The organism is Comamonadaceae bacterium OTU4NAUVB1 (genome assembly GCA_024372625.1).
Taxonomy (GTDB): Bacteria; Pseudomonadota; Gammaproteobacteria; order Burkholderiales; family Burkholderiaceae_C; genus Variovorax.
This window is the reverse complement of sequence record CP099605.1, coordinates 879931-895452: the sequence shown is the minus strand read 5'-3', so window position 1 is coordinate 895452 and position 15522 is coordinate 879931. Positions and strand designations below refer to the sequence as shown.

At 70.5% G+C, this 15522-nt stretch carries 12 protein-coding genes and 1 pseudogene; 5 read left to right on the top strand and 8 right to left on the bottom strand.

Going from position 1 to position 15522, the window contains the following annotated elements:
* Nucleotides 1–17: 17 nt before the first annotated feature.
* From NF681_07580 to NF681_07560, 5 genes are all read right to left on the bottom strand, one after another.
* The gene (locus NF681_07580; protein UST55030.1) at nucleotides 18–1061 is read right to left on the bottom strand and encodes a hypothetical protein; all 1044 of its coding nucleotides are present in this window, start codon (nucleotides 1059–1061) and stop codon (nucleotides 18–20) included.
* A 12-nt stretch (nucleotides 1062–1073) separates the two neighbouring features.
* Nucleotides 1074–3983 (bottom strand): type VI secretion system tip protein VgrG, encoded by a 2910-nt coding sequence (vgrG, locus tag NF681_07575; GenBank protein UST55029.1) that lies wholly within the window; start codon nucleotides 3981–3983, stop codon nucleotides 1074–1076.
* Between the two features lie 264 nt (nucleotides 3984–4247).
* A complete protein-coding gene (locus NF681_07570) occupies nucleotides 4248–5378 on the bottom strand; it encodes an AI-2E family transporter (GenBank protein ID UST55704.1) in 1131 nt (376 codons plus the stop codon).
* Nucleotides 5379–5434: 56 nt separating this feature from the next.
* Nucleotides 5435–6190 (bottom strand): LytTR family DNA-binding domain-containing protein, encoded by a 756-nt coding sequence (locus NF681_07565; GenBank protein ID UST55028.1) that lies wholly within the window; start codon nucleotides 6188–6190, stop codon nucleotides 5435–5437.
* Between the two features lie 25 nt (nucleotides 6191–6215).
* Nucleotides 6216–7298: a histidine kinase gene (locus tag NF681_07560; GenBank protein ID UST55703.1), complete on the bottom strand. Its 1083-nt coding sequence runs from the start codon at nucleotides 7296–7298 to the stop codon at nucleotides 6216–6218.
* Between the two features lie 56 nt (nucleotides 7299–7354).
* On the opposite strand from NF681_07560, the gene argH reads away from it, so the two are divergent.
* Complete coding sequence (gene argH, locus NF681_07555; protein UST55027.1) at nucleotides 7355–8773, top strand: argininosuccinate lyase; 1419 nt, start codon at nucleotides 7355–7357, stop codon at nucleotides 8771–8773.
* 61 nt (nucleotides 8774–8834) lie between these two features.
* Here the strand turns inward: argH and NF681_07550 are convergent, their stop codons facing one another.
* Entirely contained in the window at nucleotides 8835–9344 is a 510-nt protein-coding gene (locus NF681_07550) for a DUF3455 domain-containing protein (GenBank protein UST55702.1), read from the bottom strand.
* 268 nt (nucleotides 9345–9612) lie between these two features.
* Between NF681_07550 and NF681_07545 the strand changes: the two genes are divergently transcribed.
* The 3 genes from NF681_07545 to NF681_07535 all read left to right on the top strand — a co-directional run bounded on the left by NF681_07545 (nucleotide 9613) and on the right by NF681_07535 (nucleotide 11933).
* A complete protein-coding gene (locus NF681_07545) occupies nucleotides 9613–10188 on the top strand; it encodes a sigma-70 family RNA polymerase sigma factor (GenBank protein UST55026.1) in 576 nt (191 codons plus the stop codon).
* A 13-nt stretch (nucleotides 10189–10201) separates the two neighbouring features.
* On the top strand, nucleotides 10202–10954 hold the full coding sequence (locus NF681_07540) for an anti-sigma factor (protein ID UST55025.1): 753 nt from the start codon (nucleotides 10202–10204) through the stop codon (nucleotides 10952–10954).
* A 142-nt stretch (nucleotides 10955–11096) separates the two neighbouring features.
* Nucleotides 11097–11933: an SGNH/GDSL hydrolase family protein gene (locus NF681_07535; protein UST55024.1), complete on the top strand. Its 837-nt coding sequence runs from the start codon at nucleotides 11097–11099 to the stop codon at nucleotides 11931–11933.
* Here NF681_07535 and NF681_07530 read toward each other — a convergent pair.
* Nucleotides 11893–13104, bottom strand: coding sequence for an OpgC domain-containing protein (locus tag NF681_07530; GenBank protein ID UST55023.1), 1212 nt, complete (start codon nucleotides 13102–13104; stop codon nucleotides 11893–11895). The genes NF681_07535 and NF681_07530 overlap by 41 nt on opposite strands.
* 4 nt (nucleotides 13105–13108) lie before the next feature.
* Entirely contained in the window at nucleotides 13109–14335 is a 1227-nt protein-coding gene (locus tag NF681_07525; GenBank protein UST55022.1) for a glycosyltransferase family 4 protein, read from the bottom strand.
* Nucleotides 14336–14471: 136 nt separating this feature from the next.
* Here NF681_07525 and NF681_07520 point away from each other — a divergent pair.
* Nucleotides 14472–15332, top strand: a pseudogene (locus tag NF681_07520) (Ig-like domain-containing protein).
* The last annotated feature ends 190 nt before the right edge of the window (nucleotides 15333–15522 follow it).

Genomic DNA, 15522 nt, shown 5'->3' with positions numbered 1-15522 from the left:
TTGAATCTGCATGGAAATCAACGCATTGGTGGAGGAATAGGCAAAGGCGCTCGATCGTTCAACTGCGCCCAAGAGGCCATGGCTCTAAGCTCGCTTTCCATGTAAAACGGCTTTGTTTGCATAAGTCCATGGTATTTTTTCGCGGCTGAACTGATCCATTCGAATCGACTATCAAAGCTCTCCAGCACCGTGCCAATTGGCGCGACGGATTTGAATTCAGGGTCGTCGATGTCGCAGGCCGCTGCGAAGACCAGTTGCAAGGTCGGCGATGCCCAATTCACCCAAGCCTTGCGCTGCTGGCGCACCCACCACACGAATCCCTCGTCCTCGTAGATCAGGGGTTGCAGCACCATCTTCTGCTCGTGCATGGCCATGGCCAGCAGGTGGTCGAATTGGACTTTTTGGCGAGCAATCGTGTTTTTTACGGGATCGAGTTTTTCAATCTCTCGTGTCTTGTCAAAGGCGTCCTTGACGTGCTCATTGCTCTTGAGCCTGCCGATCCGGGGCAATGCGTCGGCCGACCAAGGCATCTTCTGCGTGGCCGTCAACAGCGCGGGGACCAGGTTGGTGTCGCTGCGGGTGCGCTCGTAGAGCACCATGCAGTCCGCCGCGTTGGCATGCATCCAGTGCCAGGGCGCGACCTCGTAGAACAGCCACATGTTTCCCTTGCCCAGCCCTTGTCGCACCTGGTCCGTGCCCGGCGGCATGCCCACCACGCGCGGGTCCTCCAGCGCGCAGGCCACCGTCTTGGCCGCGAACGCACCCAGGCCCATCCAGTAGAAGCGCCCCTTCTTGTCGGGCTGGCCGCCCTCCTCGGTCTCGAGATAGAAGCGTGCGTAGGTGGCGCTGATGCGCCGGGCCCGCACGTCGTAGTCGGCCAGCAGGTGCTTCCTGACCGTGACCTCGGGCACGCCCCACGGGTCGACCTTGTGGTCGCGGGTGGAGGTCAGCCGCACGTAGGCGAACTCCTGAGCCTCCGACCACATTTCCTTGTCGGTGTAGCGGATGGTGACCTTGCTGTCGGGCCGGGTGTTGGTGATGCCGGTCGCTGAATCTGCCATGGCGCGGGGGTCCTAGGACTTGGTTGGGGTGGTGGTGGCCGAAGGCGGTGTCGCATCGGGAATCTCGAACTCGGCCCAGACCCGTCGGACCTGGATCTCCTCGGGTGCCGCCGAATGGATGGTTGGCAACTGGCCGGTCTCGGGCGTCAGTCCGTGGTGACCGGCCTGGGCCGAACTGACGCCGTAGGGACGCTGCGCGAGCGGCGCACCTGTGGGGCTGAGCCATTCGAACTGCTCGCTGTGCGAGTCCGTGCGCCATCGGCCTGCCACATCGACCCCGATGCCCTTCGGCCGCGCCCTTGCATGGCTGGCCGCATGCACCGTGTGGGCTCCGGTGGTGCCGGAGGTGATGCCGCGGGCGTCCCACACCGTGTGGCTGCCCCCGCCGTTGATCGTCACGCGCTCCCGGGCGTTGAGGGTGATGCGGTTGGCCGTCTGGTTGATGTCGAGCTTGGCCAGCACGTTGATGCTTCGGTCCAGGGCCTGGATGTCGATGTCGGCCACGGCCGAGACGATCCTCAGACCGGCACGGTAGGCGAACATCCGTATGGCCTGCTCGGCGCTGGCGAGCCAGCTCTTGGCCGTGCTGACGCTCGCGTGCCCGCCAGCGGTGATCGCGTGGTGCTGGCCGCTGTGCTGGTGCGTGCTGCCGGCGGTGGTGCTCTGGATGCCCGCCGGGCTCGCCAGCGTGAGATGCGGCTCGCTCAGCTCCGGGAAGTCGCCTGCCTCACTGCCCTGCCCCCGTCCCTCTATGTCCGCGTTCTGCGCCTCGATGACCCGGGCCACCTCGTCCTGGTCACCCGCTTCCTGCGCCCGGTGCTGCTGCGCGAGGTCGGCCAGGCGCCCGTGCTGGTCCTGCCCGTGCGCCAGGCGCTGGGTGGTCTCGCCCATGGCCTTCGCGTGCGATCTCGCACCGACCCGACCCTCGGTGGTGATCAGCAGCCCGTCCTTCGCGCGCACCACCCCGTGGCCGTCGGTGCGCAGCTCGAAGCCCTCGCCCCGCGCGTCCTGGCGCCCCGCGTTGTCTTCGATGCGTGTGAGGTGGCCCAGGCTCAGGGAGCTGTGCTGGTGGTCCGACCTGAGCTGCGCCTGGATCGCTTGCGCCGTGTCGTCCAGGATCAGGTGGTTGCCGCGCCCGGGCGCGGCGTTGCCCCCGCCGGGGGTGAGCTCGCGGCTCCTCAGGCCGCTCAGGGCCTGCTGCGCGGGCAACTCCCAGGGCGGCGGGTTGAGCTGGTTGTGCACCCGCCCGGTGACCAGCGGCAGGTCCGGGTCGCCCCCGAGGAAGCTCACCACCACCTCCTGGCCCACCCGCGGCAGGTGCATGGCGCCCAGCTGGTTGCCCGCCCAGTCGTTGGCCACGCGCACCCAGCACGAGCTCAGGTGGTCGTGGCGGCCGTGGCGGTCCCAGGGGAACTGGACCTTGATGCGCCCCAGGCTGTCGGTGTAGAGGTTGGTCTCGGCCGTGGCGGCCCCGGGGCCCACGACCACGGCGGTCTCGGGCCCGCCGGTCTTAGGCTTGCGCTGGACTGCCTCCGGACGCAGCGCCTCGGCGAGGGGCTGCACGTCGAACTCGACGCCCACCCGCCAGCGCCCGCTCGGGCGTGCGGCGTCGCCCGGGACGGCGAGCTCGGCCGGACCCTGGGCGCCAGCCTCGCTCGCAGTCTGCGAGTCCTGCGCGCGCTGGGAGTCCTCCCCGACGTTCTCGATGACCAGGCGCGCCTCCAGCACGATGTACGCGACGTTGGCGCTCGCGCGCGGGTGGTGCGTGAGGGTGAAGGCATGGCCGGGCACGATGCCGCGCACGCGGCCCGCGCCCGTGGCGCGGTGGCCGCCCTGGCGCAGCAGCTCCATGCGCAGGCGCGCGAGGTGCTCGCCCTGGGCCTCGGTGCGGTTGGCGGTCCTGTCCGCGCCGCGGTTGGGCTGGCTGTAGTCGCTGCCGCCCAGGCCCGCGCGGTCGCCCCGCCACAGGTAGACCGCCTGGTGGGCGTGGCCGGTCGGGCGGGGTGCGGCGGCCTGCGCCTCCAGGGTGGCGCGCGGGCGGGTGTGGTCGTGGTCGCGGCTCGCGTAGCTGCCGCTGGTGAGCGCCTCGCAAGGACTCAGGGCGTGGATGTGCTCCTGGTCGATGCGCTGGCTCGGGGGGTGGAAGGGGATGCGGTGGTACGCCCCGGGGGCCTCGCCTCGATCGCGCCGACCATCCCGACCGTCCCGACCACCCCGACCATCCCGGCCGGGCTCGAAGGCCCCGAAGGCCCCGTTGTGGTCGCTCCACACCAGGCGGTGCACCCCGCCGGTGTGCTCGAAGTGGTAGTTGATGCCCCACGCCTGCATGAGGCGCGTGACGAACTCGAAGTCGCTCTCGTTGTACTGGACGGTGTAGTCCACGCGCGGGTAGGCCTCGATCAGGCGGCGCTCGCAGGCGAAGGCGTAGCGCGCGAGGATGCCCTCGATGATCTCGACCGGGCTCTGGTCCTGGAAGACGCGGCAGTCGGTGGTGAGGGTGGCCAGGTGCAGCCAGGGGCGCAGGGTGAGCGCGTAGCGGGCGTGGCGCCCGTGCTCGCCGAGGAAGCGCGCCTGGGTGACGAGCCCGCAGAGCTCGCGCACGCCCGCGCCGTGGTGGGCGCCCAGCCCGCCGGGCACCCCGGGCACGAAGCTGCCGTGGCCCTCCAGCTCGATGGCGCAGGTGAGCTCGCGCCCGACGAAGGCGCTCAGGTCGAAGTTCGCCCCCATGCCCGCGCCCGCGCTGGTCCCGAGGCCCGGGCCCGGGGCGTCCGGGGTCTGCAGCACCAGCCGGTACTCGAACAGGCTGTTGATGCCCTCCCGGCCCTGCAGACTCAGCGCCACCAGCGCGGGCTCGCCCGCGATCAGCGGGATCGCGGGGCCGTGAACCGCCAGGGCGCGATCCGCGTCGAAGAACATGGACATGCAGGGCTCGCGTTGTTACGCATGGAAACAAGAAGCCCCGAATGTAGTGAGCCCTCACGTAACGAGGCGCCGGAAGCGGTGGACCCGCCCAGGTTCATCCGAATTCGGTGACGTAGTGCGCAGATCGAACGCGTTCGGTTGCCATTTGGAAAGATTTGACAGCCAAGAACATCACGCGGCCGGCTGCGTCGGGCCTTCGTTGCCGCCCTCTGGAAAGGAGGAGGGTCAAGGCGACACGAAGTGCGCAAAGCCCGGGAGCCGGGCTCAATCCCCCAGCAGTTCGCCGATGGGCTGCAGGTCCTCGACCCGGTCGCACACCGACTTCACGATCATCATGATCGGGATGCCCAGCAGCAGCCCCCACACACCCCACAACCAGCCCCAGAAGATCACGCCCACGAACACCGCCACCGGGTTCATGCGGCTGGTGCGGCTGGTCAGCCACGGCGCGAGCAGGTTGCCCACCAGGGTGTGGATCAGCAGCGACGTGCCACCCACCAGTGCCGCCGTCCCGAGGCTGTTGAACTGCAGGAACGCCACCAGCGCCGAAGCGCCCAGCACCAGGATCGAGCCGACGTAGGGGATCAGGTTGGTCACCCCCGCGACGATGCCCCACACCGCCGCGTTCTCCAGCCCGATGGCCCAGAACGCCAGCCCGGTGGCGACGCCCACCAGCGCGCTGGTGAAGATCTGTACCAGCAGGTAGCGCTCGATGTTGCCGGTGATGTCGTCGAGCACGTGCACGGTGATCTTCTTCTTCTGCAGGCTGTGGCCGGTGATCTTCACCAGCTTGCGGCGGAACGTGTCGCCCGAGCACAGCGCGAAGAAGGTGAGGAAGGCCACCAGCGTGAGCTGGCCCAGCGCGCCCGCGAGGCCGACCGTGCCGCTCCAGAGATAGTCGCGCACGTTGAAGGGCGGCCGCTCGACGACGACGCGCGTGACGCCACGGCGCCCGGCCTGCACGGAGGCCGCCTGCGCGGCCTGCTCGAGTTGCGCGGCGGCCTGCTGCACGGTGTCGAGGGTGCTGGGATTGCTCGGGCTCGGCCGGCTCGTCATGGCCTGGCGCAGCTTCTGCGCCGCCACCGGCAGCGAATCGACCAGCTGCGCGGCGCTGCCCGAGAGCGAATAGCCGGTCGTGCCGATGGCCCCGGCGATGCCCAGCAGGATGGCCGCCGCGCCGATCACGCGGGGGACCTTCAGGCGTTCCAGCCGGTCGACCAGCGGCGACAGCGCGTAGGTCAGGATCAGGCTGAGCATCAGCGGGATGAACACCGCCGCCGCCCAGCGCAGCGTGAAGATGCCGGCCAGCACCGCGAGCACCACCAGCGAGGCGCTGCGCACGTCCACCGGCATGTGCAGCAGCACGCGCTCGCGGTGTTCCTCCGCGCGCTGCACCGCCTCGGTGGCGGCGAGCGCGCGCGCCTCGTCGGGCGTGGCGCCTTCGGGCGTCGTCACGGCGCTTCCTTCAAGGCCTCCCGCACGCTGGCGAGTTGCCGACGCGAGACCGCGATCGGTTCGGGAATGCCGTCGAGCCGCACGGCCCAGCCCTCGGCCTCGTCGCCGGACGCCACGCGTTCGAGCTTGCGCACCGCCGCCAGCGCCACCAGCGCGTTGCGGTGGACGCGCACGAAACGGCCCGCGTAGCGTTCCTCGAATTCGCTCAGCGAGCCCTCCAGGATGTAGCTGCGCGCGGAGGTCCGGACGGTGAGGTACTTGAATTCCGACTTCAGGTAGCGCACCGAGGCCAGCGGCACGCGCTCGACGCGGCCACGGTCCTGGATCAGGAGCGACTCCTGGGTCTGGCCGGTGGCCCCGCCCGCCTGCGCCTGCCGGTCCTTGCGGTGTCGCTCGACCTTCTGCAGCGCCTGCTGCAGGCGCTCCACCCGCACCGGCTTGGTCAGGTAGTCGACCACGTCGAGGTCGAACGCCGCGACGGCGTGCATCGAGTGCGCCGTCACGAACACCAGCGCCGGCGCGTCGGGCAGCGCCGCGAGCGCGCGCGCCAGTTCGAGTCCGTCCATGCCGGGCATGTGGATGTCCAGCAGCACCAGGTCGAAGGCCGTGCTCTGCACCAGCTGTTTGGCCTGCGCGGCGTGAGAGGCCTCGGAGACGACCTCCGCGGCCGGTTCCGTGCAGTCGCCCAGCAGGGTCCGCAGGCGCGAACGCGCCAGGGCTTCGTCATCGACGATGAGGGTTCTCAGGGACATGGACTCTTCTCCTGGCGCGGCATGCTCATGTCCCGATCGGGACGGCGATGCGCACGCGATAGTTGTTCTTTTCGACACCGGCGGCGAACTGGGCCTGCACGTCGTGCAGGAGCTGCAGCCGGTCCCGGACGTTTTCCAGCGCGATGCCGTTGCCGTCGGTGCGCACCGTGGCGTTCCAGGGTGGCGGCGCGAGGGTGTTGACCACCTCGATCACCGCCATGCCGCCACGGCGCTGGGTCCGCACCAGCAGCATGCCGCCCACGGGGCTGGGTTCGATGCCATGCTTGACCGAGTTCTCCACCAGCGGCTGCAGCAGCAGTGGCGGCAGGCGCGCGCCGTCGGCTGCCGGATCGATGTCCCACAGGACGCTCAGCCGGGCATCGAAGCGCACCTGCTCGATGGCCAGGTAGCGGCGCGCCAGCAGGATCTCGTCGGCCAGCGTGACCGACTCCCCGGGCTCGGCGAGCGCGCCGCGGAAGAGTTCGCTCAGGTCCTCCAGCATGGTCTCGGCCTTGACCGGGTCCTCGCGCACCAGGGCGATGGCGCTGTTGAGCGTGTTGAAGAGGAAATGCGGCCGGATGCGCGCCTGCAGTTCCTGCAGCCGGGCCGCCGTCGCCGCCGGCATGCGCCCGCGCGCGCGCAACACCAGCAGCGACATGAAGATCGCCGCGAGCAGCGCGCCTGCCACCGCCGAGGCGAACCAGGGCGCCGACTCCACGACACCGCTCAGGCGCAGCAGCGCGCAGCCGTAGAGCGCGGAGAGCGCGCCCAGCGCGATGCCGGCCGCGTGCTGGGCCCGGGGCGACCCGCGCGCCAGGAACGTCTTCGCCGCGCAGCTGGCCACCAGCCAGTGCACGACCGCGGGCAGCGCCCCGCCGGTGATGGAACCGGCGAGCACCAGCCAGGCGGCCGGGCTCGGCGCCAGGAACAGCGCCACCACGGCCACCACCGCCTCCACCAGCAACACCGCGCGCAGCACGGCCCCCACGTGACAGACGTCGAACAGCAGGTTCGCGGGGCGCGCGGGCACCCGCTTCGCTCCAGCGACGGCTGGCGAAGGTTCCCGGGGCACCGGAGAGGGAGTCGATAAGATCGACGGCTTGCGCATGACAGACTGCAGATACATCGAGTGACAAACTCATTATTGCCTCGCCAACGCCTTCCATGACCCAAAACCAATTCGACAAGAAATCCGAAGCCTGGTCGGCCCTGTTCTCCGAGCCGATGAGCGACCTCGTCAAACGCTACACATCCAGCGTGTTCTTCGACAAGCGGCTGTGGGAGGCCGACATCACGGGGTCCCTCGCGCACGCGGGCATGCTGGCCGCGCAGGGAATCATCGGGGCGCAGGACCATGCCGCGATCGAACGCGGGATGGCACAGGTGCGCTCGGAGATCGAGTCCGGCGCGTTCGAATGGAAGCTCGACCTCGAGGACGTGCACCTGAACATCGAGGCGCGCCTGACCCAGATCGTGGGCGACGCCGGCAAGCGCCTGCACACCGGGCGCAGCCGCAACGACCAGGTCGCGACCGACGTGCGGCTGTGGCTGCGCGGCGAGATCGACCTGATCGGCGATCTCCTGGTCGCCCTGCAGCACGCGCTGGTGGACATCGCCGAGCGCAACGTCGAGGTCATCCTGCCGGGCTTCACGCACCTGCAGGTGGCGCAGCCGGTGAGCTTCGGCCACCACATGCTGGCCTACGTGGAGATGTTCGCGCGCGATGCCGAGCGACTGCTCGACGTGAGGAAGCGCGTCAACCGCCTGCCGCTGGGCGCCGCGGCGCTGGCCGGCACCAGCTATCCGCTGGACCGCGAACGGGTCGCGCGCGCGCTGGGGATGGTCGACGAGGCGGGCGCGGCCGTGGTCTGCCAGAACAGCCTGGACGCGGTGAGCGACCGCGACTTCGCGATCGAGTTCACCGCCGCGGCCTCGCTGGCCATGATCCACGTCAGCAGGATGAGCGAGGAACTGATCCTGTGGATGAGCCAGAGCTTCGGCTTCATCGACATCGCCGACCGTTTCTGCACCGGCTCGTCGATCATGCCCCAGAAGAAGAACCCCGACGTGCCAGAACTCGCGCGCGGCAAGACCGGTCGCGTGGTGGGCCACCTGATGGGGCTGATCACGCTCATGAAGGCGCAGCCACTGGCCTACAACAAGGACAACCAGGAAGACAAGGAGCCGCTGTTCGACACTGTCGACACGCTCAAGGACACCCTGCGCATCTTCGCCGAGATGGTCGGCGGCATCATCGTCAAGCCCGAGGCGATGGAGCGTGCCGCCCTGCGCGGCTACGCCACGGCGACCGACCTGGCCGACTATCTGGTGAAGAAGGGCCTGCCGTTCCGCGACGCGCACGAGACCGTCGCGCACGCGGTCAAGGCGGCGATCGCGCGACAGGTGGACCTGTCGGAACTGCCGCTGGACGAACTCCAGCGCTTCAACCCCACGATCGAGCAGGACGTCTACGGCGTCCTGAGCCTGCGTGGCTCGCTGAACGCGCGCGACGTGCTCGGCGGTACCGCGCCGGCGCAGGTGCGCGCCCAGATCGCGCGGCACCGGGGCCGGCTCGGCGCCTGAACCCGGCACCGGCGACGGCCGGCGGCGGCCGCTGGTGCCCCTCGCCGGGCACCGTCGCGGATCACATCGCGCGATAGAAGATGTAGTCGGCCTGGTACTTCACGATCTGCTTCTGGGCCATGTTCGCCGTGCCGCAGGGCATCGACGGCGCCACGCCGCCACGGGTGGCGGTGCGCTGGATGTACGTCACGCCCTGCATCGCGCCCATGCCCATGGCGGGGTTGGCCTTGACCAGCTGGTGCGGGATGTTGTCCGGGCCGTTGGGCGCGACCGCGACCTGCGTGGCCGTGACCTTGGAGCCGTCCATGTGGGCCCAGGTGGCCGGCGGGCCGACATAGGTGCCGACCTGCTTGCCGGCCCGGTCCATCAGCTTGGCGTCGGGACCGACGAAGACCCATTCGAACTGGCCGGGCATGGCCGCCTTGGCGCGGCATTCGTAGGTGATGTCGCCGGCACCCACGGTCTCCATCGCCACCACGTTGCCGGCAGGCACCTTCACGGGCTCGGGCAGCATGGCCTGGGAAAAGGGCTTCGCGCCCATGGCCGAACCCATGGCGCCCATGGGCTTCATGCCGGTGCCCGAACACGCGGACAGGGCCGCGACGGCGCAAAGGACGGGAACGAGGAGGAGGCGTCGGTTGGTCATGGTCTTTTCCTTCGGAGTTGATGGCAATGAAAGTGCAGGAGCGTGATGGCAGTGCATCGGGGACGTTCCCGTCGGCGCCCTGCCCGAGCATGGGTACGCGGACGTCGCCACGACGGATTCAAATTTCCGCGCCTGAATCCAGCGCCGCCTCCACCCCGTATTCCCTGCATGGCCTACCCTGCACAATCCGGGCATGAACGTCCCCCTTTCCGATGCCGATCTCATGGCCCTCATCGACCGCGTCGGCCAGCGCGACCAGGCCGCGCTGCGACTGCTCTACGACAGCGCGTCGCCGCGTCTCTTCGGGCTGGCGCTGCGCGTCGTGCGGCAGCGCGAGTGGGCCGAGGACGCGCTGCAGGAGACGTTCATCACGATCTGGCGGGTGGCGGGCGACTACCGGGCCTCGCTGAGCCCGCCCATGGCCTGGATGGGTCTGATCGTGCGCAGCCGCTCGCTCGACCTGCTGCGTCGGCGCACCGCCGACCGGGCCCAGCTCACGCAGGAATTCGACGACGTGATGGCCGACACCCTGGCGTCCGACGGGCCCGGCCCGATGGACATCATCGAGGCGAGCGAACAGGCCTGGGCCCTGCAGCAGTGCCTGCAGCAGCTCGAGGGCCGGCAGCGCGAGGTGGTCAGCCTGGCCTACCTGCGCGACCTCAGCCATGGCGAACTGGCCGAGCAGCTCAAGCTGCCGCTGGGCACCGTCAAGACCTGGATCCGCCGCGGACTGGAAAAACTGCGTGTCTGCATGACGCGCTTCGCCTGAGGAGGGCCGTCGCATGAACATCTCGAACCCCGGCAAGCGCCTCGAACTCCTGGCCGCGAGCTATGCGCTGGGCACCCTGCGCGGCGGCGCGCGGCGGCGCTTCGAGACCCTGGCGCGCGAGCAGGCGCCCGTGCGCGCCGCCGCGCTGATCTGGCAGGGCCGCCTGTCCAGCCTGACCGAGATCGAGCCGGGCGTGAAGCCCGACGCGGCCGTCTGGAGCCGCATCCTCAACCAGATCGAGATCGACAAGAGCGAGCAGGCGCTGGAGCGTCAGCGCCGGACGGCGCGGCCCCTCGCGGCGCCCCGGCGCGGCTGGCTGGGCAGCCTGGCGCTGTGGCGCGGCGCGGCGGCGGCCGGCGCGCTGGCGACCGTGGCCGGCGCGGTAGTGGGCCTCAATCTGAACGAACAGCTGCGCAACGCGCCGGCCGTGCGCTACGTGGCGGTGCTCTCCGACGACGCCGCCCGGGCCTCGATGCTGGTGACCTTCGACCCGGTGCGCCAGCAGCTCACGCTGCAGCGCGTGGGCGCCTTCCAGGAGGGCCAGGACAAGTCGCTGCAGCTCTGGGCGCTGCCACCGGGTGGCGCGCCGCAGTCGCTGGGCGTGCTCGACCACGCGCAGGCCCTGCGGCTGCCGGCCCCGGAATCGGCGGTGCGCGCGGTGCCCGCGCTGGCGGTGAGCCTGGAGCCGGCGGGCGGGGCGCCGCGCGGCAGCGGGCCGACCGGTCCCGTGCTCTTCAAGGGCGCGCTGATTGAGAAGACGCTGTAGGGACTCACTCCGCGGCACACGGATGTCGGCGCGCAGGCCGTCGCGGCGTCGGGCGAAGCATCCGGATACGATTTTTCCCTCGATCACGGGTGAACCTGCCAACGCGAAGGCATCGAAGCACGTTGCCCTTTCCATGGTGCTCATGAAACCCCTTCTTTCATTCTGTGCTTCGGTCCTGGTCGTCCTGGCCGCCCAGGCCACGGCCCGCGCCCAGTCGCCGGCCGCCACCGGCTCCCTGCGTCCCGCCGCCACGGCGGCCGCCCCCCTCCCCGTCTCCCCGGCGTACGCCGCCGCGATGAGCCGCTGGCAGGGTTCGCTCTCGGCGTTCGACAGCGCCGACAAGGAGCGACTGCCGGGGGAAGGTGGCGTGCTCTTCGTGGGCAGTTCGACGATCCGCTTCTGGACGCACCTGGCGCAGGACTTCCGGGAACAGCCGGTGGTCATCAACCGGGGCTTCGGGGGCTCCACCATGGCCGACTGCAGCCTGTTCACCCGCGAGCTGGTGGTGCGCTACAAGCCGCGCCACGTGCTCGTCTATGCCGGCGACAACGACCTGGCCGAGGGCCGCACGCCGCTGCAGGTGCTCGACAGCTTCATCCAATTCGCCCGCACCGTGCGCGAGACGCTGCCGGACGCGCGCATCAGCTACATCTCGGTCAAGCCCAGCCCGGCGCGCGAGGCGCTGCTGCCGAAGGTCCGCGAGACCAACAACGTCATCTCGGCCTATGTGCGCACGCTGGACAACAGCGAGTACATCGACATCTTCACGCCCATGATGGGCACCGACGAGCGTCCGCGCGCCGACCTGTTCCTGGGCGACCGCCTGCACATGAACGAGGCCGGCTACCGCCTGTGGCACTCGGTGATCGCGTCGCACGTCGGACCGGCGCCGGCCGCGCTGGCCGCCGCGCCCGCCCTGCCGGCCGGCGGCACGGCCGTCACGACGGCGTCGAACGTGCCAGCGTCTTCGCGGCGCTGATGACGGCGCGGCGCCGCGCCGCGCGGCGCGCGTCGACCCACAGCGTGGCGCGCGCCACCGCGTAGAGCCCGCCGAACACCACCACCAGCAGCAGCGCGTCGCCCCACCAGGGCCGCGCGGTCTGGTTGCCGCCATAGAAGGCCAGCACCAGCAGCACCGCCACCAGATGCGCGCAGAACACCGGCAGCGAGGCCGAGCCCATCGCCTCCAGCCAGTGCAGGCGCGGCAGCCGCCGCATCAGGGCCGGCCCGAAGCCGATCGCCAGCACGCCCAGCGCCACCAGATCGACCAGGCGCAGGGGCCCGAGCAGCCACTTGTCGAACAACAGGTTGAGGTGGTCGTCGGCCCCGAACGGCGCCTGGCCATGGGGGCCGTGGTGACGCCAGTAGAAGCCGTAGAGCGCGATCACCGTCGCCACGACGAGCAGCCACGCGGGCATGCGCAGCGGCCGGGCACCCGGCGTGCTGCGCGTGGCACCCAGCCACAGGCCGACGAACCACAGGAACTGCCAGGCGTAGGCGTTGAAGGCGCCCATCTCGTGGAACGGCACCGGGATGCCGGTCCAGCGCACCGCGACGCCGTAGATCGCCTCGCTCAGCCCGAACTGCGCCGCCGCCCACACGGCCGTGCTCGTCAGGATCACGGCGCTCCATCCGTGGCGGAAGGCGAACGCCAGCACCCACGGACTCAGCAGCATGAAGAAGATGTACATCGGCAGGATGTCGAGCAGCGCCGGCTCGTAGACTAGCAGCAGGCCGAAGAGGAAGCCCTCGCGCGGCTGCGACAGGTAGTACGACATCAGGTTCTTGACCGCCGGCTGGTCGATCCGCAGGCCGACCGCCGCGATGATCGTGAACAGGAACAGCAGGGTCGCCGCCTGGGCCATGTAGATCTTGAGCGCGCGCTGCCAGAAGGCGCGGCGCATGGCGTCGATGCCGTCGCGGTGGCCGGTGCGGCTGTAGACCAGCCCGGCCATGAAGGCCGACAGCAGCACGAAGCCCTCGGCCGCCGAAACGAAGCCGAAGGGCTGGCCCAGCGGATCGGTCAGGCGCGTGGGCAGGTGCGTGACGGTCATCAGCACCAGCATCAGCCCGCGCAGGGCGTCGACCTCCCAGTAGCGCTGCGATGGCGCGGACGCCGGCCCGGTGCCGTGGGGCGGCGCGTCCTTCATCGCCTCAGGCAGGCGTGGCGGCGGCGGGCGTGACGCCTTCGAGCCGGCGGATGGCCTCGACCACGGTGTCGCCATAGGTGGTCCAGGAATAGCTCGCCGAATGGCGCGCGGCCTCCTCCTTCATCGCCACCAGCTCGGCGCGGTGCCGGTTGAGCCAGGAGAGCTTCTCGGCGATCTGCTGCGGCGAGCGGATCGGCACCAGGAAGCCGGTGCGGCCCTCGACCACCAGATCGGCACCGCCGGTGTTGGCGGTGATGACCACCGGCAGGCCCTGGCTCATCGCCTCCTGCATGACGAGCGCGCGGCCCTCGACGATCGAGGGCAGGCAGAACACGTCGCAGCTGCGCATCAGCGCCAGCACCTCGGCGTGCGGACGGCTCTTCTCATGGGTGAAGCCGGCGTACTGGCCCTTGTAGAACGCCATGCTCTCCATCGGCGAGCCGAGCACGACCAGCTCGATGTTCTCGCCGGCGAGCAGCTTCATGGCGGCGAACAGGTCGGCCAGGCCCTTGCGCTGGCCCATGGAGCCGGCGAACAGCACGCGCATCGGTCGCGCCGGGTCGAGCGCGTCGCGGGACCACTCGCCGGTCCAGCGCGCGGGCGAGCCGAAGGGCGACATCACGATCGCCTTGTGCGCGGCCGACACCGGCAGCGAATCGCGCACGAAGGTGCTGGCCACCACCACCAGGTCGGCGAGTTCGAGTTCCTGCGTCTTGCGCGCGAGCTTGGCGCGCGAATCGACCAGCCCCCCGCCGAGCGTGGCGGCCCAGTCGGGCAGGCGTTCGGCCTCTTCCTGCTGCAGCCGGTGGCCGAGTTCCCAGTAGGCGATGGGCAGGTCGTAGACGCGCTTGATGCCCAGCGCACCGGCGGCGCGAAAGGTGTCGAGCGCGCCGTCCTCGTAGGCATACACCGCGCCCAGCGGCTCGCGCCGCTGCACCGAGGGCAGCGAGCGCGCCACGAAACGGTCGAAGTCCTGGATCACGGCGTCGAGCGAGGCGAATCCCTGTTCGTGGCGCAGCGCCGACTGCCAGCCGGCACCGCCGCAGATCACGCGGGCGAGTTCGCGCCAGCGGTGCTGCAGGATCTTCTCGCGCGGCACGTCGAAGCGCCGGCGCAGCCAGTCGCGCCGCACGCCGGCGGGCATCAGGCGCAGCATGGCGCTGTGCTCGTCGGCGGCCACCGTGGTGGCGAAGCGCGCCATGAGCCCCGCACGGGTGAGCGCGTCCAGCATGGCGCGAACGTTTTGATTACCTGCGGAATGGCTCAATAGCACTTTCATAGCGGCCGATCATAGTGGAGCGCTCCAGGCCGAAAAGGCCTGTCCCGACACCGACTTGGGCTGGTCTTCCCGCCGCAGGGAGGAAGTCATGGACAGAAGAAAAAACATCGCCGTCGTGACCGTCGCGCTGCTCGCGCTGGCGGGCCCGCGCGCCCATGCGCTGCAGCTGGTGGACCTCTCGCCGCGCGGCGAGGTCGCGCGCGTGCGGCAGGTCGTCGCCACGTTCGACGAGCCCGCCGTCGACTTCGGCGATCCCAGCGCACCCGCTCCCTTCACGGTGCGCCGCGACGACGCGCAGGCCGGCAAGGGCACGCCGCGCTGGACCGGCGCGAAGCGGTGGGTGTTCGACTTCGCGGCCGACCTTCCGCCCGGCGTGCGCTGCACGGTCGAGCGCCTGGCGGGCTTCCGCTCGGCCGCGGGCGCGGCGCTCAAGGCCCCGAGCGATCGCGTTTCGACACTGGCGGACCGTCCGTGCGCACGCTCTGGCCGGCGGGCGGGAAGATCGACGAGCGGCAGACCTTCGTGCTCGAACTCAGCGGCGCGGCCACGCCCGCGAGCCTGCGTGAGCACGTCTGGTGCGCGGCCGACGGCCCGGGCGAACGCATCCCCGTCGCGCTCGTCGAGGACGCCGAACGCGACGCGGTGCTCCAGGCGGTCGGGCGGGACAAGGCCGCGCGTGCCGAACCGTCGCGCTTCGCCGCGCTGCGCTGCAACCGCACGCTGACCGCCGGAGGACGCGTGCAGGTGGTGTACGGCCAGGGGGGTCGCGACGCCCCCGGGCGTGGCCAGCCGCGTGGCGCAGCGCTTCGACTTCGAGGTCCGCGAACCCTTCGCCTGCGAGCGCGAGAACGCGCAGGCCGCGTGCCTGCCGCTGCGCCCCATGACGCTGCGCTTCAACGCGCCGGTCACGCGGGGAATCGCCGCGCGCATCCGCCTTGAAGGCCCCGGCGACGCCCGCCGCCCGCCGCATCGCCAGCGCGTGCGCTTGGCGGCCACCGGCGCGCACGACGACGGCCTGCGCTGGCACATCGACGGCCGCCTGCATACGCGCGGCGCGGGCCTCAGGGAAGGCGACGGCGACCCGGCGCCAGGGCCGCGCCGTCCGACGCTCGCGCGCCGCTGAGGACGGCGAAATCGGG

What these genes read in the sequence shown, in the direction of transcription:
- NF681_07580 (UST55030.1), bottom strand. Translation starts at nt 1,061, where the DNA reads ATGGCAGATTCAGCGACCGGCATCACCAACACCCGGCCCGACAGCAAG.
- vgrG (UST55029.1), bottom strand. Translation starts at nt 3,983, where the DNA reads ATGTCCATGTTCTTCGACGCGGATCGCGCCCTGGCGGTTCACGGCCCC.
- NF681_07565 (UST55028.1), bottom strand. Translation starts at nt 6,190, where the DNA reads ATGTCCCTGAGAACCCTCATCGTCGATGACGAAGCCCTGGCGCGTTCG.
- NF681_07560 (UST55703.1), bottom strand. Translation starts at nt 7,298, where the DNA reads ATGCGCAAGCCGTCGATCTTATCGACTCCCTCTCCGGTGCCCCGGGAA.
- argH (UST55027.1), top strand. Translation starts at nt 7,355, where the DNA reads ATGACCCAAAACCAATTCGACAAGAAATCCGAAGCCTGGTCGGCCCTG.
- NF681_07550 (UST55702.1), bottom strand. Translation starts at nt 9,344, where the DNA reads ATGAAGCCCATGGGCGCCATGGGTTCGGCCATGGGCGCGAAGCCCTTT.
- NF681_07545 (UST55026.1), top strand. Translation starts at nt 9,613, where the DNA reads ATGAACGTCCCCCTTTCCGATGCCGATCTCATGGCCCTCATCGACCGC.
- NF681_07540 (UST55025.1), top strand. Translation starts at nt 10,202, where the DNA reads ATGAACATCTCGAACCCCGGCAAGCGCCTCGAACTCCTGGCCGCGAGC.
- NF681_07535 (UST55024.1), top strand. Translation starts at nt 11,097, where the DNA reads ATGAAACCCCTTCTTTCATTCTGTGCTTCGGTCCTGGTCGTCCTGGCC.
- NF681_07530 (UST55023.1), bottom strand. Translation starts at nt 13,104, where the DNA reads ATGAAGGACGCGCCGCCCCACGGCACCGGGCCGGCGTCCGCGCCATCG.
- NF681_07525 (UST55022.1), bottom strand. Translation starts at nt 14,335, where the DNA reads ATGCTGGACGCGCTCACCCGTGCGGGGCTCATGGCGCGCTTCGCCACC.